We start from the raw sequence: 26,484 nt of genomic DNA on the forward strand, positions 1-26,484 counted from the left end.
GAAATCGCTTTCCGACGTGCAGGCCGTCGCCTGCGCCGAAGCGTGGTTCATTCCAATGGAGGAAGAGAGATCATGCGTCATAAGAAGCCCCTAACACCCGTGTCTGTGGTGGCGGCCCTTGCCGTTTCACTGCTCGCAGCGCCAGCCCCCGCGTTGGCATCGCCCGCGCCGCAGGCGGACCCAACAGCCCAGACGGCCCGGCAGCCGCTCGAACGCCAGGTACTGCCGGAAAACGACGGCTGGGCGGCGGCGGGTGCCGGCACCACCGGCGGGTCCGCCGCCGGCGCTGACCGCGTGTACGACGTTTCCAGCAAAACCGAACTCCTGGCCGCCTTCGCAAGTGGCGGCGCGGACCCGAAGATCATCCGGGTCCACGGGGACATCGCGGCCAACGTGGACGCGAGCGGCTCTCCGCTCAGCTGTGAAGACTATGCCAGTGGCACCGGCTATTCCCTGGCGCAGTACCTTTACGATTTTGATCCCGCCCGGTATGGGACAACCAGGGAACCTGAGGGCGCCCAGGAAACTGCGCGGCGCGCAGCAGCGGCCAAGCAGGCTGCCAACATCCGCTGGGACATCCCCAGCAACACCACCATTGTGGGCGCCGGCCCGGACAGCAGCATCACGGGTGCAGCACTGCGGATCAACCGCGCCGGAAACGTGATTTTCCGGAACCTCACCGTGCGCGATGCCGCCGACTGCTTTCCGGCCTGGGATCCGACCGACGGCACCACCGGCAACTGGAACAGTGAGTATGACCTGCTGCAGATCATTAACGGTTCCACCAACGTCTGGGTTGACCATTCCCACTTCACCGACGCCCCCAACCTGGACAGCGCCCAGCCCAGCTACTTCGGCCGGCCCTACCAGGTCCATGACGGAGCGGTTGACGTCACCAATGGCTCGGACCTCGTCACCATGTCCTACAACCGGTTCTCCGACCATGACAAGCTCCTGCTCATCGGATCCACGGATTCCACCAACCGGGGTGACGCCGGCAAGCTGCGCGTAACAATCCACCACAACGTGTTTGAGAACGTGGGCCAGCGGGCACCGCGGGTCCGCTACGGCCAGGTGGACGTCTATAACAACCACTTCAAGACCTCCGCTGACTCCGACGTCCCCTACGGATATACCTTTGGGGCAGGGGTGGAATCGCACCTCTACGCCGAGGCAAACGCTTTTACCCTTCCCGCAGGTACCCCAGTCGCCTCGCTCATCGCATATTTCAAGGGCAAGGTCATCGCCACCACCGGGAACGCGGTCAACGGCAAAATCGTCGATCTCCGGGCAGCCTACAACGCAGCTGCTCCGGCGGACCGGCAGCTGGGTGCCGACGACAGCTGGACGCCGGTGCTGCGGACCCATGTGAACGCCGCCCAGGCCGTTCCCGCCCTCCTCGCGGACGCCGTCGGGCCCGTCTTTACGGCAGGGGCGGCCAACTGATGCGCCGCCTCAAACCCAGCCGCCGTTCCATCCTGGCTGCTGTTGCGGCTGGAGCAGCGACGGCCGCGGCGGGACTCTCCGGACCGGGCGCTGCGCGCTCGCAGGCCGCCGTCCGCCCCGCCAATGCGTCCCCGCAGGACCGGACCCGTCCGGTGATCTTCGTGGTGGGGGACTCAACCTCGTCGGCCTACCAGCAGTCGGAACGGCCCCGCGCAGGCTGGGGCCAGGCGCTCCCCCTGCTGCTGGGGCCGCAGGCAGGGGTATTCGACTACGCATGGTCCGGCGCTTCGTCCAAGAGTTTCGCCGACGCCGGCCTCCTCGATGAGGTGGCGGCCATGCTCCAGCCGGGGGATTACCTGCTGATTTCCTTCGGGCACAATGACGAAAAGGTCCAGGACCCGGCCAGGGGCACAGACCCCCAGACCACGTTCAAGGAATACCTGCAGAAGTACATCGACAGTGCCAGGGTCCGCGGCGCAAAAGCCGTGCTGGTCACACCGGTGGAACGCCGGCGGTTCAGCGCCCTCGGCGTTGCCCAGGATTCGCACGGCGCCTACCCCCAGGCTGTCCGGGAGCTTGCCGCTGCGACGGGGACGCCCCTCGTGGATCTCACCGCCTCCTCCAAGGACCTGTGGCAGAAGCTCGGCCCGGAAGGGACGAAGTCGCACTTCCTTTACGCGTCGCCCGGCCACTATCCGCAGTACCCGGAGGGCGTGGCGGACAACACCCACTTCCAGGCGGAAGGTGCCCTTGCCGTGGCCCGGCTGGTGGCCTCGGAGCTGCAGGCGCAGCAGGCAGGCCCGCCGGGATACTTCCAGCATGTTGATGCCCAGCTGGACCCCCTTGACGGAATCCACTGGCCCAGCGAACGTCCCATCGACAAGCCCGTGGTCCTGGAGGTCGGGGCAGGATCCGTGTTCCGGACAGTGCAGGCCGCCGTGGACGCCGTGCCGGCCGGAAGCACCCACCGCACGCAGATACGCATCGCTCCCGGAACCTACCGGGAACTCATCAGGGTGCCGGCCAACAAGCCAAGGATTTCGTTCATTGGTCTGGGGGAGAGGGCCGAGGATGTTGTGCTGGTCTACAACAACGCCTCCGGCACTCCGAAACCTGACGGCACCGGACCTTATGGCACGGGTGGAAGCGCCAGCGTGCGGATTGACGGACCGGACTTCGCAGCCGCGAACCTCACGTTCAGCAACGACTTCGACGAGGCCGCCAACCAGGAGATGAAGAACCGGCAGGCGGTGGCCCTCTTCCTGACAGGAGACCGGGCCGTCCTGCGCAATGTCCGGTGCCTGGGGAACCAGGACACCCTGCTGGTTGATTCGCCTTCCCGGGGGGTGCAGTCACGGTTCTTCTTCAATCACTGCTACGTGGAAGGGGACGTGGACTTCATCTTCGGCCGGGGAACGGCGGTGTTTTCCGGCTGCGAGATCCGGTCCCTGGACCGGGGGTCTGACAGCAACAACGGCTACGTGTCGGCCGGCAGCCTCAACATCCAGATCAAACACGGCTACCTGTTCACCGGCTGCCGGTTCGTCTCGGATGCCGCGGCCGGCACGGTTCACTTGGGCCGCCCCTGGCACCCGAGCGGCGACGTGGAGGCGATTGCCCAGGTGCTCATCAGGGACTCCTGGCTAGGTGCCCACATCTCCGGCACGCCCTGGACGGATATGAGCGGGTTCTCCTGGCAGGAAGCGCGGTTCCACGAACTCAACAACAACGGCCCCGGATCACGGGTGGCCCCCACCCGGCCCCAGCTCGACCCGGCCCTGGCCGGGGAGTACACGCTGGAGGCCTACCTGCGCGGCGCAGACGGCTGGGCGCCGCAGCTGGCAGGCACCAGGGCGGACAGCACCGCAGCACCGTCCGGCGCCTAGGCCAACAGCGTGTGACCAGCCTGCTTCCCTCCTGCAGCACGGGAAGTAGGCTGGTCTGCATGACGTCTTCTGAGACCCTCACGGGTGGTGTCCAGCCCCGTCCCGTGGTGGCTGGCCTGCCCCGCTATGCCGCTGGGAAGCCACCCGCCGCCGTTGACGGGATGGCCAGCTACAAGCTGTCCTCCAATGAAAATCCGCTGCCCCCGCTTCCTGCCGTCCTTGAGGCCATAGCGCACCAGGCCGACTTCAACCGGTACCCCGATCCGCTCAGCAGCAGGCTGCGTGCGGAGTTGTCCGGCTTCCTGGGCGTGCCCGCCGAGGACATCGTCACCGGCGCGGGCAGCCTGGGCGCACTGAACCAGCTGCTGGCCACGTTTGCCGGACGGAACGACGACGGGACGCCGGACGAAGTGGTCTACGCCTGGCGCTCCTTTGAGGCGTACCCGATCAGCGTGGGGCTCGCCGGGGCCGAAAGCGTGCGCGTTCCCGTTACTGCCGACGGCAGGCATGACCTCCGGGCCATGGCGGCTGCCGTGACCGCCCGGACCAAAATGGTCCTCCTGTGCACGCCCAACAATCCCACCGGACCCGTCCTGGGCACTGCCGAAACAGAGGATTTCATCAGGCGCGTCCCACCGCACGTGGTGGTGGTGATCGATGAGGCCTACCAGGAATTCGTCAGGGCTGAAGGTGCCGTGGACGGGATCGCCATGTACCGCAAATATCCCAATGTGGTGGTGCTCCGTACGTTCTCGAAAGCACATGGCCTGGCCGGGCTCAGGGTTGGCTACAGCGTGTCCAACCCCGCGCTGACGCAGCACCTCAGGGTCGCAGCAACGCCCTTTGCCGTGTCCCAGATTGCCGAGAAGGCCGCTATTGTTTCGCTGCAGAACTACCCCCAGGTTGTAGAAAGGGTACAAAGCCTGGTGGACGAACGCGAGCGTGTCACGGCAGGGCTGCGGAGCCTTGGCTGGGCTGTTCCTGATGCGCAGGGAAACTTCGTGTGGCTGGACCTGGGCGAACACAGCGCCGGATTTGCTGAACTTGCGGGCGCCCAGGCGCTGTCAGTGCGGGCGTTCCCCGGCGAAGGGGTACGGGTGAGCATCGGCGAGGTGGAGGCCAACACCAGGTTCCTCCAGCTGTGTGCGAACTATACAAACGCGCCACGGGCTTCCTAGCGCTTAACAAGTAGCTCGGCGCGTACCTACTGAAGATAAAGTTAGGATCAGTAAAGCAATATATATGCCGCGCCGGGAATCTATTCCTCTTGAGGCATATATCCCAGCGACATTGCACTGCATCCGCATGCGGCAAGCGAGGAGACGGTATGGGCACACATCTGCCTTCCACCGAGTTCGACGGAACAGCGGTAGACGACCAGCGTGAGGCTGATGCCGAGGCGGTCATGGGCGAGCCCCCCGCGCAGATGGTCCAGCTCCTGGGCCCCGACGGGAAGCTCGGTTTCGACCCCGTCTTCACCGAGTACGCGGAGAAGGTTACCCCCGAGGTTCTTCGCGGCCTCTACGCGGACATGGCCGCCATCCGGCGCTTCGACGTGGAAGCTACTGCGCTGCAGCGGCAGGGACAGCTCGCGCTCTGGGTCCCGCTGACCGGCCAGGAAGCCGCGCAGATCGGCTCCGGCAGGGCCAGCCGGCCGCAGGACTACATCTTCCCCACCTACCGTGAGCACGGCGTCGCCTACACCCGCAACGTGGACCTTGCCGAACTCCTCCGGCAGTTCCGCGGAGTGTCGAACGGCGGCTGGAACCCCAAGGACACGAACTTCCACCTCTACACCCTGGTCCTGGCCGCCCAGACGCTCCACGCCGTCGGCTATGCAATGGGCATCCAGCGCGACCAGAAACTTTCGGCAGCGCACGGCAGCGGGGAGGAAGCCGCGGTCATCGCCTACTTCGGTGACGGTGCAAGCTCCGAGGGTGACGTCCACGAGTCAATGGTCTTCGCCTCCTCCTACAACGCGCCCGTGGTGTTCTTCTGCCAGAACAACCACTGGGCCATCTCCGTCCCCACCAACGTCCAGACCCGCGTGCCGCTGTCCAACCGCGCCAAGGGCTACGGCTTCCCGGGGATCAGGGTTGACGGCAACGACGTCATCGCCGTCCACGCCGTCACCGAATGGGCGCTGGAACACGCACGCCAGGGCAAGGGCCCGGTCCTGATCGAGGCCTTCACCTACCGGGTGGGCGCCCACACCACCGCGGACGACCCCACAAAGTACCGCCAGTCCGCCGAGGAAGACGCGTGGCGGGCAAAGGACCCCCTGGCCCGCGTGGAAAAGTACCTGCGCGCCGAAGGCCTGGCCGACGACGCGTTCTTCGCCAAGGTCAAGGCCGACGGCGATGAACTCGCCGCGTACGTCCGCCGCACCACCCATGACCTTGAAACCCCGGACATCCGCTCCGCGTTCGCCAACACCTACGCCGAGGCTCATCCCCTGGTGGCGGAGGAGCTCGCATGGTTTGAGGAATACACCGCAGGGTTCGAAGGCGGAGACCTGCCGGCCGGATCTTCCGGACAGCCCGCAGCAAAGGCAGGCCACTGATGACAACCATGACCATCGCCAAGGCCATCAACGAGGGCCTGCGCGAGACACTCGCCAGCAATCCAAAGTCCCTGCTGATGGGGGAGGACATTGGCCCGCTGGGCGGTGTCTACCGCGTCACGGACGGCTTGATCGGCGAGTTCGGCCCCGACCGGGTGGTTGACACGCCGCTGGCTGAATCCGGGATCATCGGAACCGCTATTGGCCTTGCGCTCCGCGGGTACCGGCCGGTCTGCGAAATCCAGTTCGACGGGTTTGTCTTCCCCGGCTTCAACCAGATCACCACGCAATTGGCCAAGATGCATGCGCGCAGCAATGGCAACCTCACGGTCCCGGTAGTTATCCGCATCCCCTATGGCGGCGGTATCGGTTCCGTTGAGCACCACTCCGAATCGCCGGAGGCGCTGTTTGCCCACACTGCCGGCCTGCGCATCATCACTCCCTCCAACGCTCATGACGCCTACTGGATGGTCCAGCAGGCCGTGGAATGCCAGGATCCGGTGATCATTTTCGAGCCCAAGCGCCGCTACTGGCTCAAGGGTGAGGTGGACACCGCCGCGCCGGGCCGGGCAGAGGATCCCTTCAAGGCGCACGTCCTCCGCGAGGGGACAGACGCCACCGTCGTGGCATACGGCCCCCTGGTGCCGGTTGCGCTGGCGGCCGCGAACGCCGCGGAGGAGGACGGCCGGAGCGTGGAGGTGATCGACCTGCGGTCCATCTCCCCGCTGGACTTCGACACCGTCACAGCCTCCGTGCAAAAAACCGGGCGGCTGGTGGTGGCCCATGAGGCGCCCACCTTCGGCGGAATCGGCGGAGAGATCGCTGCCCGGATCAGTGAGCGGGCCTTCCACTCGCTCGAGGCGCCGGTCATCCGGGTAGGCGGCTTCCACATGCCCTACCCGGTTGCCAAGGTGGAGGAAGACTACCTTCCGGACATCGACCGCATCCTGGAGGCGCTGGACCGCGCCCTTTCCTACTGAGGCTTCCCAACCGAGGACACCATGACTCTCAACAAGTTCAACCTGCCTGACGTCGGCGAAGGGCTCACCGAGGCCGAAATCGTCTCCTGGAAGGTCAAGCCGGGCGACGCCGTCGCCATCAACGACGTCCTCTGCGAGATCGAGACGGCCAAGTCCCTTGTGGAACTTCCCTCGCCCTTCGCCGGGACCGTCACTGACCTGCTGGTCCCGGAAGGGGTGACCATCGACGTCGGCACCGCCATCATCAGCGTCAGCGACGACCTGTCCGGAGACCCCACCCCTGCGGATGTCCGGGCGCCTGAGGCTCCCGCGCAGCCGCTCTACGGCAAGCTTCCAGCGTCCGACGGCGGCACAGCAGACAGTGCCCAGGCCACGGAAAGTGCCCTGGCGGGAGGGCCCCTCGTGGGCTCCGGCCCCAAGGCCGACGCCATCAAACGCCGGCCGCGGAGGACGTCCCCCGCCTCTGCCCTGTCGCCCAACGCCCCGGAAGTGGAGCCCGTCCAGCCCCATTCGCCGGCCGAAGTGACCCAGGATCCGGGCCCGGCAACAAGCCCGGCCGCCGACGTCGACAACCGTCCCACCTTGGGCGGCACCATCACCGGCCTGGTCAACCGCGTGCTCGCAAAGCCCCCCGTCCGCAAAATCGCCCGCGACCTGGGCATCGACCTGGCAGACGTGGTGGCCACGGGATCCCGCGGCGAGGTGACCCGCGAGGACCTGGTGAGCTACCAGGCCCAGCGGGACGCGGAACTGGACAAGGCTGACGGGTTCTGGGGCAAGGCGGGCAAGCCGCAGGACCAGCGCATCGAGCGTATTCCCGTCAAGGGCGTCCGGAAGGCCACCGCAAAAGCCATGGTGGATTCCGCGTTCGCGGCACCGCACGTCAGCATCTTTGTGGATGTGGACGCCAGCCGCACCATGGAGTTCGTCAAGAGGCTCAAAGCGTCCCGGGACTTCGAAGGCATCAAGGTTTCGCCGCTGCTCATCCTGGCCAAAGCAGTGATCTGGGCGGCCGCCCGGAACCCCAGCGTCAATGCCACGTGGGTGGACAACGCCGACGGAACCGACGGAGCGGAGATCCAGGTCAAGCACTACATGAACCTGGGCATTGCAGCGGCCACACCGCGCGGGCTGATGGTGCCGAACATCAAGAACGCCCAGGACCTCTCCCTGAAGGAACTGGCGCTGGCGCTCAACAACCTGGCCGTTACCGCCCGGTCCGGCAAGACGAAGCCCGCCGAAATGCAGGGCGGCACGCTGACCATCACCAACATCGGAGCCCTGGGGATCGATACCGGCACACCCATCATCAACCCCGGCGAGGTTGCCATCGTGGCCTTCGGAACCATCAAGCAGAAGCCGTGGGTCCTTGACGGGGAAGTCATCCCCCGCTGGATCACCACGCTGGGCGGATCGTTCGACCACCGCGTGGTGGACGGCGACCTGTCCGCGCGCTTCATGGCCGACGTCGCCGCCATCCTGGAAGAGCCTGCGCTCCTCCTCGACTAGGACAGGACACTGGCAATCAACGGCAGCACCCTCCGGGTGAAGAACAGGGCCGCGCGGTGGGTGACGGAGGTATTCCAGCCGCCCGTGGTAGTCAGCATCCAGCTGCTGCTCAGTCCCATAACGCAGCCCGGCTTTCCCGGAACAATGGGGTACGGTGCGCTGGCCGCCCTGTTCGTCTGCGTGCTTCCGCTGTTCCTGCTGCTGATGCTGGTACGGCGGGGGAAAGTCACTGACCACCATGTCAGCGACCGCCGGCAGCGTGCCCCCGTGCTGCTGATGGCGCTGGCTTCCATCCTGGCCGGGCTCCTGGTGCTGGCGGCAGCGGGTGCCCCGCAAAGTGTGGTGGTGATGGTCCTCGCCGTGGTGGCGGGCGTAGTGGTGCTGGCGGGAGTCAGCCCGTTCTGGAAGATCAGCGGGCATGCAGCGGCGATGTCCTCGGCGGCAGTGATCAGCGTGCTCATGCTTGGCCCGGCGTGGCTTCCGCTGCTGCTCCTGATACCCGCCGTCGGCTGGTCCAGGGTGGTGCTGCGCGCCCACACCGTGGCGCAGGTGATCGCCGGTTCGCTCTTCGGCGGCGTGGTGATGGCCGGGATCTGGTGGGCCCTCCAGGGCCGGATGGTGGCTTAGCCGGTCTCAGTAGGCAGTGTATGCGGTCAGCATCTCAAGGGTGGCGGGGTCCGCGGTGGTACCCAGGGCCACGGCAGCGCCCGTCATGAGGACAGCCATGGCCGCTGCCATCCCGCCCCAGGCCGTCAGGAGCTTCCAGTCCTCCCGCAGCACGCTGCCCACCGTCTCGGGGAGCTTGATCCCCGGCGCGATGAGGTTGGGGGCGCTGTCCATGCTGCCATCATCCAGTAAAGCCACGACCCGGTCGTTGCTGCGGTCAACGCGCATGGAGCAGATGTGGTTGCCATGGCGGGCGAGGAGGATATCGTGGCCGGCAAGCTGGCGGCGCTGGAGGGTGATCAATGGGGCCCCTTGATGGTGGTGGATGCTGGGTGTCCGCACCGTTGGGGGCTCCTCCAATTTTATCGCCGGGGCGGAGCCGGGAACGCGTTTTTGGGCGTGAGAACGGACACCATGCGGGGCGCGCCTTCCGCATGGTGTCCGTAAAGTCTGCTACTCGGCGTCGTACGTATTGGCGATGTAGACGTCGCAGGGCGCGTTGTGGGCCACGCTGTTGGCAACGCTGCCAAGCACGCGCCCGATGCCGTGCATCCTGCGGTTTCCCACCACGATGATCCGTGCGTCCATCCGCAGGGCTTCCTTGATGAGGGCGTCGGCCGGCCTGCCGCGGGCGGCGGAGTAAGTGACCTTGATGTCCCTGCCCAGCGATTCCGCAACTGTCCGCGCCACATGCTCCGCTGCATCGGCGTCGGATACGATCCAACGGTCACTGCCGCTGCCGAACACCTCGGTGCGGTCGCTGTCGAAGGCGGACACCACGTGGAGCGAGGCGCCAAGGGCTGCTGCGAGGTCGCGGGCCGATTCGGCTGCCTTCTTGGCAGTTGCGCTGCCGTCAACCCCTACAACGATGATTCCGCTCATGTGTGCTCCTTTGCTTGGTTTCAGTAGCGCTGGTCAGGCCAAGGCTACAGCGCGGCGATGGCTTGCTGAAGCACCGGCGCAAGGCGGCGTACCCCTTCGGTGATGGCCTCGGGCGGGACGGCGCTGAAGGCGAGGCGCAGCTTGTTGGAAGGATCGTCCGACGGCGTGAAGGCGGCTCCCGGGATGAACACGACGCCGGCGTCGATCGCCTTGCGCAGCAGAGGGTAGGTGTCCACACCCTCGGGGAGGGTCACCCACACGAAGAAGCCGCCTTCCGGACGGGTCCACGTGGTGCCCGGTGGCATGTGTTCCTCCAGGGCTGCCAGCAGTGCGGCGCAGCGCTCGGCATACAGCCCGCGGTACGTTTCGATCTGGCCCTTCCAGTCGTAGTCGCGGAGGTAGGCCGAGACCAGCATCTGGTTGAAGGCCGGCGGGCAGAGCGTTACGGCCTCGGCTGCCAGGTAGTAGCGGCGCTGGAGGTGTTCCGGGACGAGCGCCCAGCCGATCCGCAGGCCCGGGGCGAAAATCTTGGAGAAGGACCCCATGTAGATGACGTCGTCCGGGTTCGCAGCCCGCAGTGGGGCCAGCGGTTCACCGCTGAAGCGCAGCAGTCCGTAGGGGTTGTCCTCCACCACTAGAATATTCGCATTGCGGCATATATCGACGATCTTTTGGCGCCGGTCCGCCGCCAATGTAATTCCCGAAGGGTTGTTGAAGTTGGGGATGGTGTAGAGGAACTTGATGTTCTTGCCGGCCAGTTGAAGGGCGGCAATGCGTGCCTCCAGCTGCTCCGGAACCAGGCCGTCGTCGTCCATCTCCACGGTTTCCACCTGGACCTGGTATGCCTCGAAGGTGTTGAGGGCGCCCACATAGGTGGGATCCTCCACCAGGACCACATCGCCGGGGTTGCAGAAGACTTTTGTGGCCACGTCCTGGGCGGACTGCGAACCGGCGGTGATGACCACGTTCTGCGGAAGCGCGTCCATGATGCCTTCCGCGGCCATCACGTCGCAGATCTGCGTGCGGAGTTCCTCCGACCCCTGCCCACTGCCGTACTGCAGGGCGGTCAATCCGTCCTCCGCGATGATCCTCGCGGCTGTAGCGGCAAGGCGTTCCAGCGGAAGGGACTGCAGGTAGGGGCTTCCGCCGGCGAGCGAGACGAGTCCCGGCCGCAGGGAGATGTCGAAGACGTCCCGCACTGCTGACTGCCGGATATTCGCGGCCCGCTCCGAGAAGAGTTCTTCGTGGCGGTGCGCGGAGGTCGCCGCCCGCTCGATGGCATCAATGGCTTCTGCTGGCAGCGTCCCTGCTGCGGCGTCGAGTGTTTCGTGGCTCACACCTTCAGGATACAGCGAGGTGTTGCCCTAAAAGCAACACCTGTTTATATATAAGCCACAGCTGGAGGCTTAGGCCCGCGCCCGCTAATCGAGGCTCAGCACTTCCGCGAGGGTGAGGCCATTGACGTAGATTTCTGCCCGGATTGCACCGACGGCAGCCACCGCTGTTTGCGTGAGCTGCGCTTCCAGGCGCGGGAGGTCGCACGCTCCGCCGGGGCGGAGGGAGCCGGCCAGGTAGACCGTCACCGTGGTCCCGTCAAAGCTGCCCGAGAGGAACTTCAGGCGCGAACTGGCGAGGGCGTTGTAGAGATCGGGTTCGTGCGCCCCCACCGCTGCGCTGCCTGGCGAGTCAAGCAGCGCACCGACTGCGGCAGGAAGGGCCTCATCGGCAGCGGAAGTTTCATGGGGGACGCCCACCAGGCTGTCGTTGCATCCAAAACGCACACCGTTCCGGCCGCCGTCGTCCAGGAGCACGTAGTACGCCGTCACCGTGTGCGGCGCGGCCCGAGTGTTGGTGGGCCCGGGCTTGTCGGAAGCCCGCAGCACCGCAGCATCGCCAAGGTCCTGGGGGGCTGCGGTGATGGGGCCCGGGTTGGGCGGACCCGGGGTACTTGGCGTGGAGGAATCCGCTGCCGGGGAGCTTGGCCCGCCGGCCCCGGCGGAGAAGCCGGCGGTTGCCTGGTTCAGCGATCGGGCAGGGGGAGCGGCCGCCTCCGTTCGGGCGGGATCCTGCAGTTGTGGGGCGGGCGTAACGGGCGGCGGGGCGGCCGGTGTGCTTCTGCTGATGGCAAGCGGAGCGGACGGTGCGGGCGTGGACTCCGGGGGCGCCGCTGCCACGCAGGCGCCGAGCCACAGCGGAAGCGCCAGGCTGGCTGCTGCTGTAATCCGCAGCCTTGCCCCGCGCTTTCCTGCCCCCCGTGCCCGCATGCCTCCACCGCAATCCCGTTCCGGTTTGGTGGATTAACGTTACGGCTGGCGCCCCGGCCCGGGAATGCCGGGAATGTACCGGTTGGGACAAGACTTGATCACGGGAGCAGTGCCTGCCGGGCCTGCGCCACGTTCGCGGCCGCTGCCCGCCATCAGGACGTCGGCCGGGCCGGCCACTCTTTACCCGCCCAGGGATCGTAATCGGCAATAAGGTCCTCCTGCGGCGGACGCTCGCCCTCTGGGACGTGCTGCAGGTTCACCCGCACCCGGTACCAGAGCGAGCTCGATCCGCGCATTCCGTCCACCAGCACATCGGCCGGATGCAGGGCCGGGACAAGGTCCGCGTGCCGGGATTTCCATTCGTCGAGGGCGGCTTCCGCTTCGGGCTTTGTCCTGGTCCGGGCAACTTCAATGAGCGGCATCACCGACTGCCGGCGGCCGGAGCCGTCGCCGCTGCGAGGTGGTTTTTCCGCAGGGCCGAGCTCCGCGGCCAGTCTCAGGAGTCCATCCAGGGTGCCTGCCGCGTCATCAATACCGGCGTGCGGGTCGCCCATGTCCGCGAAGCGCCGGGGCACGGTGGGCACCGTGAACTGGTCCGGCCTGGCGGTCTGGACCTCGTCCCAGGTCAGGGGGGTGGAGACCCGGGCGTCGGGCAGTGGCCGCACTGAGTACGCGGACGCCACGGTGCGGTCCTTGGCGTTCTGGTTGAAGTCAACGAACACGCTCTCGCCGCGCTCCTCCTTCCACCACCGTGCGGTGGCAAGGCCGGGCGCGCGGTTCTCCACCTCGCGGGCAAGGGTCTCGGCGGCGAGCCGGACCTCCCGGTAGGTCCACTGCGGCGCGATGCGCACCAGGATGTGAAGCCGCGCGAGCCGCTGGTCTTCGGCCACCCCACCAGGCCGGCGTCATCGAGCACGTCCCGCGCCACAAAGGCGGCGTCCACGATCTGGGACCACTCCACGCCCGGCATCGGATCGAGGTCCACCCGGAGTTCGTCGGGGTGTTCCAGGTCCTCCGCGCGCACGGGGTGGGGGTTCAGGTCGAGGCAGCCGAGGTTCACCACCCAGGCCAGTCCGGCGGCGTCCCGGATGACGGCTTCTTCCGCTGAGGTTCCCGAGGCGTAGTGCAGGGTGGCGGTGTCGATGAAGTCCGGGTGGTTTTCGGGCACCCGTTTCTGGAAAAACGGCTCGGCGTCGATGCCTTTGGGAAAGCGCTTGAGGACCATCGGCCGGCCCCCGGCGCCGCGGAGTGCCCCGTCGGCGACGGCCAGGTAGTACCTCACCAGGTCGAGCTTCGTCAGCCCGGGTTCGGGAAACAGCACCTTGTCCGGGCTCGAGATGCGGACCTCGGTCCCGGCGATGGTGAGGATCTCGGCCGGGGTCTTTGAGGGACTCATGCGGTCACGGTAGCAACGATCGGGTGCGGCAGCCAGAGCAGCACTGGCGCGGTCGGGCGCCGGGATCAGGCGTCCGGGCGGGCTTAAAAAGCAGTACCCGGCGCGTTGGCTGCGCCGGGTACCGGGGGCGGCGGCTAAGCCGCGGGCTGGGACGCGGTGATTGCGTCGAACACGCCCTTGATCTGCTCCACAACCTCTGCGTCGTCTTTCGGGTGGACCTCGGCGAAGCGGACCATGGATCCCGGCACGGCGAGCTTGACGTCCTCGAGGATCTGCGCGCCGGCGATGCCTGCTGCCTTGCGGGCCTCGTCCTGGGCCCAGACCCCACCGTACTGGCCGAACGCGGTGCCGACGACGGCGGTGGGCTTGCCGGCGAGGGCGCCGGCGCCGAACGGGCGGGACAGCCAGTCGATGGCGTTCTTCAGTGCGGCGGGAACGGTGCCGTTGTGCTCAGGAGTGACGAGCAGCAGCGTGTCTGCCTCACTGGCCGCAGCGCGCAGGGCGGCCGCTGCCTCGGGGACCTGGCCCTCGACGTCGATGTCCTCGTTGTAGAACGGGATGTTGCCAAGGTTCCCGTGGATCACCACGTCAACCTGCTCCGGCGCGTTCAGCTGGATGGCTTCGGCCAGCTTCTGGTTAGTGGACTCGGCGCGGAGGCTGCCGACGAGGGTAAGGACGGTGCTCTTGGTCATGGGAACTCCTGGGGTCTGGGTCCGCGGGAGGGCCGCGGGCCGGTCTAAGCTGAGGCTTGTCAGTGCCTTCACCCATCTAAACGGACTACGGTCCGCTTAAAATTCCCGAGGTCTGAAATGTCGGATGTGAGTTCCATCCCGCCGCGGCCCGGCCTGCCGGTGGGAACGGCGGCAGAGCGCCGGGACGCCGCACGGAACCGGGAGCGCCTCCTTGCTGCTGCCCGGGAGCTCATCGCTGACTGCGGGGCGGAGGGGCTGACCATGGACCGGCTGGCCGAGCATGCCGGGGTGGGCAAGGGCACGGTCTTCCGCCGGTTCGGCAGCCGGGCAGGGCTGATGCTGACGCTGCTGAGCGAGTCCGAGGCCGTCTTCCAGTCCCGGTTCATGTTCGGGCCGCCACCGCTGGGCCCCGGCGCGCCCGGGCTGGAACGCCTCATCGCCTTCGGGGTGGAGCGGATCTCCTACGTCATGGAGTTCGGGGACCTGGTGCTGGCCGCCGAGCATGCCTCGCACGGGCGTTTTGAAGCCCCCGCCGCCGTCCTGTGGCACCGCCATATCGAGATCCTCCTGCGGGAAGAAGGCTTTGGGTCCGACCCCTGGCTGATGGCCTGGTCCCTGGCGGCCACCCTAGATCCGGAGCGGCTGTTAAGCCTTGTCAAAGTCCACGGGATCACGCCTGACAGGCTTGCCGCTTCCTGGCGGGATCTTGTCACACGGGTGGTCCGCGGCGCGTAGAGTAGGCCACACACCGAATGTGTGTCCAGTCACACCAACTTCACAGAAGTATTCATAACGATCTGATACGGGCGGGTAGCTTTCCGGGCATTCGCCCGCATTTTCGGTTCCGGCTTGTGATAGTTTCCTCTGGAATGTGACCCGCGACATAGTCCACAAGGGCTAAGCCTGAAAGGCTGCGGGACGCCAGCTACCCGCTGGCAAGGACCCGGTGAGGCGGCGCAACCCCCCGCTGATCAGGGGAAAACGGAAGGATCCAGCACGTGATTGTTGATTTGCCTAGCAGCCTGGCCCGCCTGCGGATGACGCGGTGTCTGACCGTCCAGCTGCCGGCGGCGACGATCCAGAAGTAGCTGCGGCATGCTCAGGTACCTCGCCAAGCGCGGCATCACGTACGTCTTCATGATCTTCCTGACAACGTCGGCGGGATATTTCCTTGCCGTCAGTTCCCTCAAGCCCGCGCTGCTTGAACAGGAACGGATTCCCCGTCCCACCCCGGAGCAGGTGGCAAACTCGATGCGCCTGAAGGGCCTCGACCCCGACCTCAGCCCCTGGGAACGCTATGTCGAATGGCTTACTGCCATTCTCACGCGTTGGGACTGGGGCCGCAGCCCCAACGGCGCCTTCATCAACGCGGAGTTCGGGGACCGCGTCTGGATCTCCACCCGCCTTTTCCTGGCCTCCATCATCCTCACCCTGGTGATTGGGGTGGCCCTCGGCGTCTATTCGGCCGCCCGGCAGTACAAGTTCCAGGACCGCGTCATCACCTCGTACAGCTACCTTGCGTACATCGTGCCGGCCCCTATTGCCTACTTCCTGGTGCAGTTGGGCGCCATCAACATCAACGAGACTGTGGGCGAACGCATCTTCTTTGTCACCGGCATTTCCACCCCGGGGATGGAACCGGGCTGGGCCCAGTTCATCGACATGCTGGCGCACTACGCCGTCCCCACTGTTGCCATCACGCTGGTGGGCTGGGGGTCCTACCAGATTGCCCAACGCCAGTACCTCCTGGACAACGTCAATGCCGACTTCGTCCGGACCGCCCGGGCCAAGGGACTCACCAGGAACCAGGCAATCTCGCGGCATGCGCTGCGGGTCTCGTTCATACCCGTGGCCCAAAGCATTGCCTTCACCATCCCGGCCATCTTTGCCGGCGGCTTCTTCGCGGAGAAAATCTTCGCCTGGCCCGGCGTGGGTTCCTGGAGCATCGACGCCATCTCCCTCCAGGACGTCAACGCCGCCACGGCCACGCTGGCCTACGGTTCCGTGATCTTCGCCCTGGGAGCCATTCTGGCGGATTTCGCCACCACCCTTGTTGACCCGAGAGTGCGGGTGCAGTAGCCGTGACCAACCTCAATGCAGTAGACCCCGCCGCCGTCGCGCAGGACGCCCACCTGGAGGGCGCCGACGTCGTCATTGGCAAAAACACCATCATCTTCCGCCGCTTCATGCGGAACAAGACAGCCGTGGCAGGGCTTGCCATCTTCCTCGCCCTGACCGTTTTCTCCTTCGTGGGCGGGTACTTCACCCAGTGGGACAAGCAAACCATCGACCCCTTCAACATCGGCATGCCGCCGTCGGCCGAACACTACCTGGGCACCTCCCAGGCCGGGATCGACCTCTACGCAATGACGGTGGAAGGCACCAGGATCTCCATCCTGATCGGACTTATCGTCGGGCTCGTGTCCGTCCTCGTCGCCGCCGTCTACGGGTGCACCATGGCCTACTTCGGCGGCAAGGTGGACAAGGTGATGCTCTTCATCCTCGAAGCGCTCATCATGATGCCGGCCCTCCTGGTGGTGGCTGTGGCCACCAGCGGCGGAGGCGAAGGGCTCAGGCGGGACCTGCCGTCCTGGCTGCTGCTGATCATTGTGCTGCTCGTCTTCAGCTGGATGGGAACTGCGAGGCTCATCCGGTCCCTCTCCATGTCCCTCATGCAGCGGGATTTCGTCAAGGCCGCCCAGTACATGGGTGTGCCGGCGCGGAGGATCGTGTGGCGCCACCTGGTGCCCAACATCGGATCGCTGCTGGTCCTGGACATCACCCGTGGAGTCACCGGTGCCATCCTCGCGGAAGTTGCCTTCTCCTTCATCGGCATCGGCATCAAGGTTCCGGATGTGAGCCTCGGCGTGCTGATCGGCGGCGCCACATCCCAGGTGCAGACCTTTCCCTGGATGTTCTGGGTGCCGTTGACCGTTATGTTCCTGCTCACGGGCTCGCTCGCCATGATGAACGACGGACTGCGCGACGCCTTCGATCCAAGCTCAAGCTCCTCCGGCAGCGCCAAAAAGCGCACCGCCCTGAAAGCCCGTGTTAAGGGGAACGCCTCATGAGCAGCGAAATCGCCGCCGGACCGGTTGACCAGCCCCAGTCGGCTGTGGAGCGGCTGCACATCGCCGGCCTTCACGCCCCGGCGGACGCAATCCTGTCCGTCCGGGACATGAATGTACGCTTCAACACCGAAAACGGTGTGGTTCATGCAGTCCGGGGTGTCGACTTTGACCTCATGCCTGGAAAAACACTCGGCATCGTGGGTGAATCCGGCTCCGGCAAATCGGTCACGTCCCTGGCAATCATGGGCCTCTTGCCCTCCACGGCGGAGGTCACCGGCTCGGTCCGGCTGAAGGGCAAGGAGTTGCTGGGCCTCAGCGACAAAGCCATGTGCGAATACCGCGGCAATGAGCTGGCCATGGTCTTCCAGGATCCGCTGTCCTCGCTGACGCCCGTCTACACCGTTGGCAACCAGATCATCGAAGCGCTGACCATCCACAACCCCACCATGAGCAAGCAGGCGAAAGAAGCCCGCGCCGTCGAACTTCTTGCCATGGTGGGCATTCCCAGCCCTAAGGAACGGCTCAGGGCCTTCCCGCACGAGTTCTCCGGCGGCATGCGCCAGCGCGTGATGATCGCCATTGCCATCGCCAACAACCCGCGGGTCCTCATCGCGGATGAGCCGACGACGGCGCTGGACGTCACCATCCAGGCGCAGGTGCTGGAGGTGCTGCATACGGCGCAGGAGGAGACCGGAGCCGCCGTCGTGATGATCACGCACGATCTCGGCGTGGTGGCGGGCATGGCGGACGACATCATGGTGATGTACGCGGGCAGGCCGGTGGAGACCGGGGCGGTGGATGATATCTACTACAACCCGCGGATGCCGTACACCATGGGCCTGCTCGGCGCCGTTCCGCGCGTTGACGTTGCGGAGAAGTCGTCGCTGGTGCCCATCGAGGGTATGCCGCCCAACCTGATCCACACGCCCACCGGCTGCTCCTTCGCGCCCCGCTGCCCGCTGGCCGCGGACGCGTGCCTGGAGGGTGAACCGGCGCTGGCGCCGGTTCCGGGGCCGGCCGCCCACCGCGCTGCCTGCATCAAATCCGGTTCGCTGGGCGGCGACGTTGATGTCCATGACGTCTTCGCCGCCCCGCCGGTGCCCGTATCCCGCTTCGACGCCATCCCGCGGGAGGAGCGTTCCACCGTCCTGCAGCTGAAGGACGTCCGCAAGCACTTCCCGCTCACCAAGGGCGCACTGCTGAAGCGCCGCATCGGCACCGTCAAAGCCGTGGACGGACTGAGCTTCGATATCCGCGAAGGGGAATGCTTCTCCATCGTGGGCGAGTCGGGATCAGGCAAGACCACCACCCTGCTGGAAATCATGGAATTCCACAAGGACCAGGACGGCGAGGTGGTGATCGGCGGCATCAGCAACAAGCAGGCTGCCGACGGCAAGACCAGGAGCGCTATGCGCCGGGAGCTCCAGATGGTGTTCCAGGACCCCACCGGCGCGCTCGATCCGCGCTTCACCGTGTATGAAGTGCTAGCCGAACCGCTGCAGAACGCCGGCATGAATAAGGTAGACACCAAAAAGCGCATCATGGAACTGATGAAGCTGGTGGGCCTGCAGCCTGACCACGTGAACCGCTTCCCCAACCAGTTCTCCGGCGGGCAGCGCCAGCGCATCGGCATAGCCCGCGCACTGGCCGTGAACCCGAAGCTTGTAGTCCTGGACGAGCCTGTCTCGGCCCTGGACGTCTCAGTGCAGGCCGGCGTCATCAACCTCCTGGACAAGCTCCGGGCCGAGCTGGGCCTCAGCTACCTGCTGGTGGCGCACGATCTGTCAGTAGTCCGGCACATCTCCAACCGGGTGGCGGTGATGTACCTGGGGAAAATCGTGGAAATCGGCGAAGTGGACCGGGTGTTCGACAACCCCCGCCACCCCTACACCCGCGCCCTGCTCTCCGCCATCCCTGTACCGGACCCCCAGCTGGAGCGCACCCGGGAACGCATCATCCTGCGGGGCGACCTGCCGTCTCCACTGGGCACCCCCAAGGGCTGCAACTTTGCCACCCGCTGCCCTGTGTTCGCAGCGTTGCCGGCAGCCAAGCAGGAAAAGTGCCTGACCCTGGAACCGCCGCTGGAACAGGTAGCACCCTCCCCGGCGGCCCGAACCCTGGCGGCGGATCCACTGCCCGCCCTGGACCAACGCTTCGCCTGCTTCTTCCCTGACGGAGAACTGGACGAGGACATGCTGGTAGTCCACGAATCGGCGGACCACCATGCGCCCTAGGTTTCTTCGACCCATCACAAGCACCACCACTCGCACCAACGAAGGGAACACCATGAGGAATCTGAACAGGATCGGCGGAGCGGCGGCCATCACCGCAGCTCTGGCGCTGACGGCCTGCGGCGGCGGTGGCGGGTCCACCGGCCCGGAAACGGCCAAGGGACAGGAGGCAGGCAGCGACCTGTCCAAGCTCATCAGCGTCAACGAGAAGCCTGCTGCGGACCTTGAACAGGGCGGCAAGGTCACTCTTCCGCTGGGCAACATCGGCCCCGACTTCAACGGGTTCTCCAACAACGGCAACAGCGCTGACAACTCCGCGCTACAAATCCCAATGAACCCGGTCGCTGTGAACAGTGGCGGCATCGGGGGCTGCTGGAAGCTCGACTTCGAGGGCAAGGCGTCCCCTAACAAGGACTTTTGCGAGACCGTGGAAAACGAAGTCGAGGATGGCAAGCAGACCATCACCATCAAGGTCAACGAGAAGGCCACCTACAACGACGGCACCCCGATCGACGTCAAGGCCTTCCAGAACACCTGGAACATCCTGAAGAGCCCGGATGCGGGCTACGACATCGTCAGCTCGGGGGCCTATGAATTCGTGGAATCCGTCGAGGCAGGCAGCAGCGACAAGGAAATTATCGTTAAGACCAGCCAGCCGGTCTACCCGCTGGAGGACCTGTTCTTTGGCCTGATCCACCCCGCCGTGAACAGCCCCGAGATCTTCAACGAGGGCTTCAACGGCGAGCTGCACCCGGAATGGATGGCCGGTCCGTTCAAGCTGGACCAGTACGACACCGCGGCCAAGACCGTCACGCTGGTGCCCAACGAGAAGTGGTGGGGCAACAAGCCGGTCCTGGAGAATGTGGTGTTCCGCCAGCTGGAGACCAGCGCCCAGATCGCTGCCTTCAAGAACGGTGAGATCGACGCCATGTCCGCCAACACCATCTCCCTGTACAAGCAGCTTGAGGGCACCAGCAACTCCGAGGTCCGCCGCGGCCAGCGCCTGTTTGCCGGCGGTATGAACCTCAACGCCCAGCGCATCACCGACGTTGCCGTCCGCGAGGCCATCTTCGCCGCGGTTGACCGTGAAGCCCTCCGCAAGGTGCGCTTCAACGGCCTGAACTGGGAAGAGCCCAGCTCCGGTTCCATGATGCTCCTGCCCTTCTCCGAGTACTACCAGGACAACTACCCCGTGAAGGAAACCGGACCGGAAGCCGCCAAGAAGGTGCTGACGGACGCCGGCTACACCGAGAACGCGAACGGCATCATGGAGAAGGACGGCAAGCCCGCGGCCTTCAAGATCAGCAACTTCGGTGACGATCCCACCACCCTCGCCTTCACCCAGACCCTGCAGCAGCAGCTCCAGGCCGGCGGCATGGATGTTGGAATTGACCAGCGCGCCTCGGCCGACTTCGGTAAGGTCCTGGGTTCACGCGAGTTCGACATGAGCGTCTCCGGCTACACCGTGGGCGCGGACGCCACGTCCGCCGTCAAGCAGTACTACGACTCCAAGACCAACGAGAACCAGCTGGGCGACGCCGAGCTGGACAAGAAGATCGCTGATCTGGCCTCCATCGAGGACAACGCCGAGCGTAACAAGGCGGCCATGGAAGTGGAGAAGGAGCACATGGCGAAGTACTTCTCCATGGGTGTGGTCATGAACGGCCCGCAGATCTCCTTCGTCCGCACGGGCCTGGCCAACTACGGCCCGTCCCTGTTCCAGAGCCTCTCCCAGGTTCCGGACTGGACCACCCTCGGCTGGGAAAAGAAGTAACCCCACCCAGTAACGCTCTCTCACTTACTGCAGGTTTTCCTGCGACGCTCTCTCACTTTCCCGGTGATCCTTACCGGAAAGTGAGAGAGCGTTCGTGTTTTTGGGGCAGCAACTGAGAGAGCGTCCGGAGTACGGTAGCCCTATGACCGGGACTGAAGCATCAGCACGCACTATTCGCACCGCCGTCGTGGGTTTCGGGTTGTCCGGGAGCGTGTTCCACGCGCCCCTGATAGCAGCGGACCCGCGGTACTCACTCAGCATGATTGCCACGTCCAACGCCGGGAGGGAAGCCGCCGCGGCCGCGCAGTACCAGGATGTGAAGACCGTGCCGGACGGCGAGGCAGTCCTGGAACACGCCAACGATGTGGACCTGGTGGTGCTGGGGACTCCGCCCGCCACCCATTACCCGCTTGCCAAGGCCGCCCTGGAAGCAGGCCTGGATGTGGTGGTGGACAAGCCTTTCGCCGTGACCAGCGTGCAGGGGCAGGAACTCATCACGCTGGCCCGGCAACTGGGCCGGGTCCTGACGGTGTTCCAGAACCGGCGCTGGGACGGCGACTTCCTGACCCTGCGCAAGCTCCTGGCAGCTGATGCCCTGGGTAACGTGACACGGTTTGAATCGCGCTTTAAGCGGTGGTCGCCCGCTATCGCCAAGGCCTGGAAGGCCCGCTCCACTGCGGCCGACGGCGGCGGAACGCTGTTCGACCTTGGCAGCCACCTGATCGACCAGGCCCTTCAGCTTTTCGGGCCGGCCGCCGTGGTCCACGCGGAGCTGAAGGCACGCCGCTCCGATGAGCGGGCGGACGACGACGTTTTCCTGGTCCTGCGCCATGAGTCCGGCGTGATCAGCCACCTCACCATGAACATGCTCTGCGCGCAGCAGGCTCCGCGGTTCCGCGTGCTGGGTTCCGTGGGCGGTTTCACCAAGAACGGGGTGGACCCGCAGGAGCCGTACATCGCCGCCGGCGGCAGCCCCGTGGACGCGGAATACGGCCAGGAGGCGCCCGAGTGGGCAGGCCTCCTGGGCCGCGATGGACACCTGGACGCCCTGCCCACCGAGCGCGGCGCGTACCCGGAGTTCTACCGGCTCCTGGCAGAGAAGATCCTCGACGGCGGCGCAGCGTCAGACCTGCCCCTCCCCGTAGACCCAACAGACGCCGTCGAGTCCCTGAAAATCATTGAACAAGCACGGGAACTGGCTTCGGCGCAGAGGCATTAAAGGACGGAACGGCAGTCATCCAGAAAGCGTGCGTCAGAGCGACGAAGGAGCAGCACGCGTTGGATGACTGCCGTTCCGGCAGCTCAGAGACCTACGCCGAAACCAGTTCGTGCCAGTCCGCTACGAGGGGCAGGTTGTGGGCCTCGGACACGGAGTGGTGCGCCACGTGGCCGGCGGCGATGTTGAGGCCGGCTGCGAGGGCGGGGTCGCGGTCGAATGCTGCCCTGACGCCCAGGTTGGCGAGGGCCACCGCGTGCCGCAGGGTGACGTTGGTCAGCGCGTAGGTGGAGGTGTTGGGTACGGCGCCGGGCATGTTGGCCACGCAGTAGAAGATGGTGTTGTGCACCTTGTACGTGGGTTCCTGGTGCGTGGTGGGGTGGGTGTCCTCGAAGCAGCCGCCCTGGTCCACGGCGATGTCCACCAGGACTGAGCCGGGCTTCATGCGGGCCACGAGGTCGTTGGTGACCAGCTTGGGGGCCTTGGCGCCGGGGATGAGGACGGATCCGATCACCAGGTCCGCGTCCACCACGGATTTTTCGATCTCGTACTTGTTGGAGGCCACGGTCTTGAGCCGGCCCTGGTACTGGGCGTCCAGTTCGCGCAGGCGGTTGATGTTGATGTCCAGGATGGTGACGTCGGCGCCCAGGCCCAGGGCCATGGCGGCGGCGTTGGTGCCGGCCACGCCGGCGCCGAGGACAACGACCTTGGCGGGCCGGACGCCGGGAACGCCGCCGAGCAGCACGCCCTTCCCGCCTGCGGGGGCCATGAGCGAGGATGCGCCCACCTGCACGGAAAGCCGGCCCGCAACCTCTGACATGGGGGCGAGCAGCGGAAGGGTGCGGCCCTCCTGGACGGTTTCGTAGGCGATGGCGGTGACGCCGGAGTTGATGAGCTCGCGGGTGAGTTCGGGCTCGGCGGCCAGGTGGAGGTAGGTGAAGAGGATCAGGCCCTTGCGGAAGCGGTGGTACTCGGCTTTGACCGGTTCCTTGACCTTCATGACCATGTCCGCGCGTGCCCAGACGTCGTCCGCCTCGTTGACGATCTCGGCACCGGCGATGGAGTATTCCTCATCGGTGATGCCGGAGCCCAGCCCCGCGCCGCGCTCCACCAGCACGGTGTGGCCGTTGCTGCGGAATTCGTGGACGCCGGCGGCGGTGATGGCCACCCGGAACTCGTTGTTTTTGATTTCTTTGGGGACGCCGATGATCATCGTGGGCTCCATATCTTCGGCCTGGTCAGCCGGAAAGTGCGGAAGGATTTCGTGTATCAACGATAAATCCGGTTGTGAGCCAGCTGACATGAAAGCAAGGTGGGGGCGGAGGCAGATCCCCGTCGTTGCGCGGATCCCGCCGTCCTCAGCTGGACGTTTGTCGAGCCGGAGGGCGGCAGGTGTCGCCTCATGTCCGTTCGTCCACGGGACCTTCCGGGCAGTAGTGTTGGCGCATGCAGCTGCAGGGTGTGGAACAACTGGTTGAGCAGGTGGCGCAGAAGCTGGGCCGTGGCCTGTCGCTCGAGGACCTGGACGGTGTGCTGCTTGCCTACAGCTCCAACCAGTCCCACGCAGACCGCGTCCGGGTGAACTTCCTGCTGAGCAAGAAAGTCCCGGCGGACGTCAGCGCGTGGCAGCTCTCGCACGGCATTGCCACGGCGGTGCGGCCGGTGGTGGTTCCCGCCAACCAGGACCTTGGCATGCTGGGCCGGGTCTGCGTTCCCCTGATGGTGCGCGGCTTCCGGGTGGGATACCTGTGGGTGCAGCAGGACTCGGCGGATGAAAGCCCGACGGCGATCCTCACCCAGCTGCCGGCCGTCAACCACGAGCTCGAGATGCTCTCAGGGCTCCTGCTGGACTCGAACACTGCGGAATCGGAGTTTCGGCGCGGACGGGAGCGGGAGTTCCTGGCCGCCTGCGCCGGCGAACCCAATGCGGTGGCCGCTGTCGCGGGCTGGAAGGAGGTCCAGGGCCGTGGCCCCTGGCAGGTGGTTACGGTGCTCGACGCCGACGGCTGGTCCGGCGGGCCGGACCCCATCGCGTCCACCCTGATCCACCGGGCCGCCGCCCTGCAGGCGACCATTGGTGTGGACTCTGCCCTGTTCAGCGCCGGCACGGAGACGCATTCGGTGGTCCTTTTCCGTGAGTTGTCCGGCAGGGCCAACCACGCCCAGGTCCTGGTGCACTACCAGCTGGAACTCGCCAAGCGCTCCGGACGTCCGGTCCACCGCATCATCCTGGGCCTCAGCGAGGGCTTTGGCCGGCCGCGGGAGCTCGCCTCGGCGTACCGCCAATCGAAGGTGGCGGCCCAGGCCGCAGCCGTGGACCCGCAGCTCGGCGAACTCGTCGACTGCCGGGCCGCCGGCGTCTACCAGCTCCTCGCATCCGCAGGGGGCGGCGCCAGTGCCTGGGCTGACTCGGGTTCGGTCTACGTCCGCATGCTTGAGGACCACGACCGCAACGGGGAGCTTTTGCCGGTACTGGAACTCCTCTACGACAATGACGGCTCCGTCCAGGACGTGGCCACCAAACTCCACCTTCACCGCAGCAGCATCTACAACAGGCTGGGCCGGATCCGGCAGCTGCTCGGCGTGGATCCGCTCAAGGGGATGCCCCGCCTGGAGCTGCACGCCGCGCTGAAGATGCGCCGCTGGGCAGGCAGGCCCAGGATCTAGCCGCCCGCCCCGGGGTCCTTGCCCACGTCGCGCAGCTCGGATTTTTTCTGCCCCTCCAGCCACGCCATGATGGCGGCCCGCGGAATCCGCCGGTGGGTGCCGCGGTACTCCACGGGGATCTCGCCGCGGTCCGTCATGTTCCGCAGGTAGGTGTGCGAGATGCCGGCCAGCTCCGCTGCCTTGGATGTGGTGAGCATGTCCTCCACGCTGCTGACCGTCACCGCGTCGCCGCGGCTGAAGCGGTGCAGGAGATCGACGACGGCGTCCCTCGCCTGGGGCGGCAGCCGGTGGACCGTGCCGTCCACGAAGACGGTGATGTCGTCGCTGCCGGCCAGTGCACGGCCCAGCTTCTCGGCATCCTCCGACGGGAGCGCGCCAGTGATCCGGGGAGCTATCAGTGCCATGCACCCAGCCTACCGGCGGCCACCCCGCCCCGGGCGGGTATGCTCGGCTGATGGAACTTAGTGGCGGCCGGGACGTCGAGGCGGGCGGACTCCGGGGCAAGTTGTACGCCTCGGTAAAGCCCGCAGGAGCCCAGCCCAGGCCCGCCTACGTCCTGCTGCACGGCATCGGAGTGTCCCACCGGTACCTCGCCCGGCTGCATCTGAAACTGGCCAGGGAAGCGGACGTCTACACCTTCGACCTCCCGGGCTTCGGAAAGGCTTCGAGGCCCCCGCGCCAGCTGCAGATCGGGGACTTTGCGGCGTTCGTGGGCGCTGTACTGGCGGAGTCAGGAGTTTCCAGCTATGTGGTGGTGGGCCACTCCATGGGGACGCAGTCAGCGGTGGAGCTCGCACTCCTGGAACCCGGCCGGGTGGCGGGCGCCGTGCTGATGGGACCCGTGGTGGACTCCCCCCGGAAGACAGTCACCAGGCAGGCGCTGGCACTCACGCGTGATGCCCTGTTCAGGGAGAGCCTGACCTCGAACGCCCTCGTGTTCAGCGACTACTTCAGGGCCGGCCCGCGCTGGTACCTGACCGAGCTTCCCGTGATGATGGACTACCCCATGGAGGAAAAGGTGGCCGCCGTCAGCCAGTCCGTCCTGGTCCTTCGGGGCGCCAGGGACCCCATCGCGCGCCGCCCCTGGTGCGAACACCTTGCCGCAGTCGCCCGTCAGGGCACCATGGCCGAAGTCCCGGGGCAGGGCCACGTCCTGCAGCACACCGCCCCGGGCGCATCGGCCGAAGCCATCAGCGGCTGGGTCCGCGCCCTGGACGGCTTCGGCGTCACCGCCTAGGCCG

At 66.2% G+C, this 26,484-nt stretch carries 22 protein-coding genes and 1 pseudogene; 15 read left to right on the plus strand and 8 right to left on the minus strand.

Features of this window, described 5'->3' with window-relative positions:
• The first annotated feature begins 72 nt into the window (after window positions 1-72).
• The 7 genes from IEX43_RS10650 (at window position 73) to IEX43_RS10680 (ending at window position 9,011) form a co-directional block, all read left to right on the plus strand.
• Window positions 73-1,446: a pectate lyase family protein gene (locus IEX43_RS10650; protein WP_188810834.1), complete on the plus strand. Its 1,374-nt coding sequence runs from the start codon at window positions 73-75 to the stop codon at window positions 1,444-1,446.
• A complete protein-coding gene (locus IEX43_RS10655) occupies window positions 1,446-3,332 on the plus strand; it encodes a pectinesterase family protein (protein ID WP_188810836.1) in 1,887 nt (628 codons plus the stop codon). Before IEX43_RS10650 ends, IEX43_RS10655 begins: the two co-directional genes overlap by 1 nt.
• Window positions 3,333-3,391: 59 nt before the next feature.
• Complete coding sequence (locus IEX43_RS10660; RefSeq protein ID WP_188810838.1) at window positions 3,392-4,510, plus strand: histidinol-phosphate transaminase; 1,119 nt, start codon at window positions 3,392-3,394, stop codon at window positions 4,508-4,510.
• 149 nt (window positions 4,511-4,659) lie between these two features.
• Entirely contained in the window at window positions 4,660-5,895 is a 1,236-nt protein-coding gene (gene pdhA / locus IEX43_RS10665; RefSeq protein ID WP_188810840.1) for a pyruvate dehydrogenase (acetyl-transferring) E1 component subunit alpha, read from the plus strand.
• A complete protein-coding gene (locus tag IEX43_RS10670) occupies window positions 5,895-6,875 on the plus strand; it encodes an alpha-ketoacid dehydrogenase subunit beta (RefSeq protein ID WP_188810842.1) in 981 nt (326 codons plus the stop codon). The genes pdhA and IEX43_RS10670 overlap by 1 nt, the downstream gene beginning before the upstream one ends.
• 21 nt (window positions 6,876-6,896) lie before the next feature.
• Window positions 6,897-8,384: a dihydrolipoamide acetyltransferase family protein gene (locus tag IEX43_RS10675; protein ID WP_188810844.1), complete on the plus strand. Its 1,488-nt coding sequence runs from the start codon at window positions 6,897-6,899 to the stop codon at window positions 8,382-8,384.
• Window positions 8,385-8,444: 60 nt separating this feature from the next.
• A complete protein-coding gene (locus IEX43_RS10680) occupies window positions 8,445-9,011 on the plus strand; it encodes a phosphatase PAP2 family protein (RefSeq protein ID WP_409372348.1) in 567 nt (188 codons plus the stop codon).
• Window positions 9,012-9,017: 6 nt separating this feature from the next.
• On the opposite strand, the gene IEX43_RS10685 is transcribed toward IEX43_RS10680, so the two are convergent.
• The 6 genes and pseudogenes from IEX43_RS10685 to IEX43_RS10710 form a co-directional block, all read right to left on the minus strand.
• Window positions 9,018-9,353 carry a hypothetical protein gene (locus IEX43_RS10685; RefSeq protein WP_188810846.1) on the minus strand — a complete coding sequence of 112 codons (336 nt, stop codon included), beginning with the start codon at window positions 9,351-9,353 and terminating at the stop codon, window positions 9,018-9,020.
• A 150-nt stretch (window positions 9,354-9,503) separates the two neighbouring features.
• On the minus strand, window positions 9,504-9,932 hold the full coding sequence (locus IEX43_RS10690) for a universal stress protein (RefSeq protein WP_104186955.1): 429 nt from the start codon (window positions 9,930-9,932) through the stop codon (window positions 9,504-9,506).
• A 44-nt stretch (window positions 9,933-9,976) separates the two neighbouring features.
• Complete coding sequence (locus IEX43_RS10695) at window positions 9,977-11,269, minus strand: aminotransferase-like domain-containing protein (protein WP_188810848.1); 1,293 nt, start codon at window positions 11,267-11,269, stop codon at window positions 9,977-9,979.
• An 84-nt stretch (window positions 11,270-11,353) separates the two neighbouring features.
• The gene (locus tag IEX43_RS20285; protein ID WP_229666405.1) at window positions 11,354-12,196 is read right to left on the minus strand and encodes a hypothetical protein; all 843 of its coding nucleotides are present in this window, start codon (window positions 12,194-12,196) and stop codon (window positions 11,354-11,356) included.
• Window positions 12,197-12,348: 152 nt separating this feature from the next.
• Window positions 12,349-13,592, minus strand: a pseudogene (gene ligD / locus IEX43_RS10705) (non-homologous end-joining DNA ligase).
• Window positions 13,593-13,726: 134 nt separating this feature from the next.
• Entirely contained in the window at window positions 13,727-14,284 is a 558-nt protein-coding gene (locus tag IEX43_RS10710) for an NAD(P)H-dependent oxidoreductase (protein ID WP_188810850.1), read from the minus strand.
• Window positions 14,285-14,410: 126 nt separating this feature from the next.
• On the opposite strand from IEX43_RS10710, the gene IEX43_RS10715 reads away from it, so the two are divergent.
• The 6 genes from IEX43_RS10715 to IEX43_RS10740 all read left to right on the plus strand — a co-directional run bounded on the left by IEX43_RS10715 (window position 14,411) and on the right by IEX43_RS10740 (window position 22,579).
• Window positions 14,411-15,019 (plus strand): TetR/AcrR family transcriptional regulator, encoded by a 609-nt coding sequence (locus IEX43_RS10715; protein WP_188810852.1) that lies wholly within the window; start codon window positions 14,411-14,413, stop codon window positions 15,017-15,019.
• Window positions 15,020-15,379: 360 nt separating this feature from the next.
• Window positions 15,380-16,363, plus strand: a complete 984-nt coding sequence (locus IEX43_RS10720) for an ABC transporter permease (RefSeq protein WP_188810855.1) — start codon at window positions 15,380-15,382, stop codon at window positions 16,361-16,363.
• A gap of 2 nt (window positions 16,364-16,365) precedes the next feature.
• Complete coding sequence (locus IEX43_RS10725; protein ID WP_188810856.1) at window positions 16,366-17,355, plus strand: ABC transporter permease; 990 nt, start codon at window positions 16,366-16,368, stop codon at window positions 17,353-17,355.
• Window positions 17,352-19,589, plus strand: a complete 2,238-nt coding sequence (locus IEX43_RS10730; RefSeq protein WP_188810858.1) for a dipeptide ABC transporter ATP-binding protein — start codon at window positions 17,352-17,354, stop codon at window positions 19,587-19,589. The genes IEX43_RS10725 and IEX43_RS10730 overlap by 4 nt, the downstream gene beginning before the upstream one ends.
• 52 nt (window positions 19,590-19,641) lie before the next feature.
• Window positions 19,642-21,360 (plus strand): ABC transporter family substrate-binding protein, encoded by a 1,719-nt coding sequence (locus IEX43_RS10735; protein WP_188810860.1) that lies wholly within the window; start codon window positions 19,642-19,644, stop codon window positions 21,358-21,360.
• A 142-nt stretch (window positions 21,361-21,502) separates the two neighbouring features.
• On the plus strand, window positions 21,503-22,579 hold the full coding sequence (locus IEX43_RS10740; protein ID WP_188810862.1) for a Gfo/Idh/MocA family protein: 1,077 nt from the start codon (window positions 21,503-21,505) through the stop codon (window positions 22,577-22,579).
• A gap of 91 nt (window positions 22,580-22,670) precedes the next feature.
• Here IEX43_RS10740 and ald read toward each other — a convergent pair whose 3' ends face one another.
• Complete coding sequence (gene ald, locus IEX43_RS10745) at window positions 22,671-23,789, minus strand: alanine dehydrogenase (protein WP_066272403.1); 1,119 nt, start codon at window positions 23,787-23,789, stop codon at window positions 22,671-22,673.
• A 233-nt stretch (window positions 23,790-24,022) separates the two neighbouring features.
• On the opposite strand from ald, the gene IEX43_RS10750 reads away from it, so the two are divergent.
• Window positions 24,023-25,243 (plus strand): PucR family transcriptional regulator, encoded by a 1,221-nt coding sequence (locus IEX43_RS10750; protein WP_188810864.1) that lies wholly within the window; start codon window positions 24,023-24,025, stop codon window positions 25,241-25,243.
• On the opposite strand, the gene IEX43_RS10755 is transcribed toward IEX43_RS10750, so the two are convergent.
• Window positions 25,240-25,647 (minus strand): helix-turn-helix domain-containing protein, encoded by a 408-nt coding sequence (locus IEX43_RS10755; protein WP_188810866.1) that lies wholly within the window; start codon window positions 25,645-25,647, stop codon window positions 25,240-25,242. The genes IEX43_RS10750 and IEX43_RS10755 overlap by 4 nt on opposite strands.
• A gap of 50 nt (window positions 25,648-25,697) precedes the next feature.
• On the opposite strand from IEX43_RS10755, the gene IEX43_RS10760 reads away from it, so the two are divergent.
• Window positions 25,698-26,480 carry an alpha/beta fold hydrolase gene (locus IEX43_RS10760; RefSeq protein ID WP_188810868.1) on the plus strand — a complete coding sequence of 261 codons (783 nt, stop codon included), beginning with the start codon at window positions 25,698-25,700 and terminating at the stop codon, window positions 26,478-26,480.
• Window positions 26,481-26,484 lie beyond the last annotated feature (4 nt).

The sequence above is a fragment of the Pseudarthrobacter polychromogenes genome, assembly GCF_014644495.1.
In the GTDB taxonomy this organism is placed as follows: domain Bacteria; phylum Actinomycetota; class Actinomycetes; order Actinomycetales; family Micrococcaceae; genus Arthrobacter; species Arthrobacter polychromogenes.

What these genes read in the sequence shown, in the direction of transcription:
- pdhA (WP_188810840.1), top strand. Translation starts at nt 4,660, where the DNA reads ATGGGCACACATCTGCCTTCCACCGAGTTCGACGGAACAGCGGTAGAC.
- IEX43_RS10650 (WP_188810834.1), top strand. Translation starts at nt 73, where the DNA reads ATGCGTCATAAGAAGCCCCTAACACCCGTGTCTGTGGTGGCGGCCCTT.
- IEX43_RS10660 (WP_188810838.1), top strand. Translation starts at nt 3,392, where the DNA reads ATGACGTCTTCTGAGACCCTCACGGGTGGTGTCCAGCCCCGTCCCGTG.
- IEX43_RS10720 (WP_188810855.1), top strand. Translation starts at nt 15,380, where the DNA reads ATGCTCAGGTACCTCGCCAAGCGCGGCATCACGTACGTCTTCATGATC.
- IEX43_RS10740 (WP_188810862.1), top strand. Translation starts at nt 21,503, where the DNA reads ATGACCGGGACTGAAGCATCAGCACGCACTATTCGCACCGCCGTCGTG.
- IEX43_RS10690 (WP_104186955.1), bottom strand. Translation starts at nt 9,932, where the DNA reads ATGAGCGGAATCATCGTTGTAGGGGTTGACGGCAGCGCAACTGCCAAG.
- IEX43_RS10750 (WP_188810864.1), top strand. Translation starts at nt 24,023, where the DNA reads ATGCAGCTGCAGGGTGTGGAACAACTGGTTGAGCAGGTGGCGCAGAAG.
- IEX43_RS10710 (WP_188810850.1), bottom strand. Translation starts at nt 14,284, where the DNA reads ATGACCAAGAGCACCGTCCTTACCCTCGTCGGCAGCCTCCGCGCCGAG.
- IEX43_RS10670 (WP_188810842.1), top strand. Translation starts at nt 5,895, where the DNA reads ATGACAACCATGACCATCGCCAAGGCCATCAACGAGGGCCTGCGCGAG.
- ald (WP_066272403.1), bottom strand. Translation starts at nt 23,789, where the DNA reads ATGATCATCGGCGTCCCCAAAGAAATCAAAAACAACGAGTTCCGGGTG.
- IEX43_RS10730 (WP_188810858.1), top strand. Translation starts at nt 17,352, where the DNA reads ATGAGCAGCGAAATCGCCGCCGGACCGGTTGACCAGCCCCAGTCGGCT.
- IEX43_RS10675 (WP_188810844.1), top strand. Translation starts at nt 6,897, where the DNA reads ATGACTCTCAACAAGTTCAACCTGCCTGACGTCGGCGAAGGGCTCACC.
- IEX43_RS10755 (WP_188810866.1), bottom strand. Translation starts at nt 25,647, where the DNA reads ATGGCACTGATAGCTCCCCGGATCACTGGCGCGCTCCCGTCGGAGGAT.
- IEX43_RS10760 (WP_188810868.1), top strand. Translation starts at nt 25,698, where the DNA reads ATGGAACTTAGTGGCGGCCGGGACGTCGAGGCGGGCGGACTCCGGGGC.
- IEX43_RS10655 (WP_188810836.1), top strand. Translation starts at nt 1,446, where the DNA reads ATGCGCCGCCTCAAACCCAGCCGCCGTTCCATCCTGGCTGCTGTTGCG.
- IEX43_RS20285 (WP_229666405.1), bottom strand. Translation starts at nt 12,196, where the DNA reads ATGCGGGCACGGGGGGCAGGAAAGCGCGGGGCAAGGCTGCGGATTACA.
- IEX43_RS10735 (WP_188810860.1), top strand. Translation starts at nt 19,642, where the DNA reads ATGAGGAATCTGAACAGGATCGGCGGAGCGGCGGCCATCACCGCAGCT.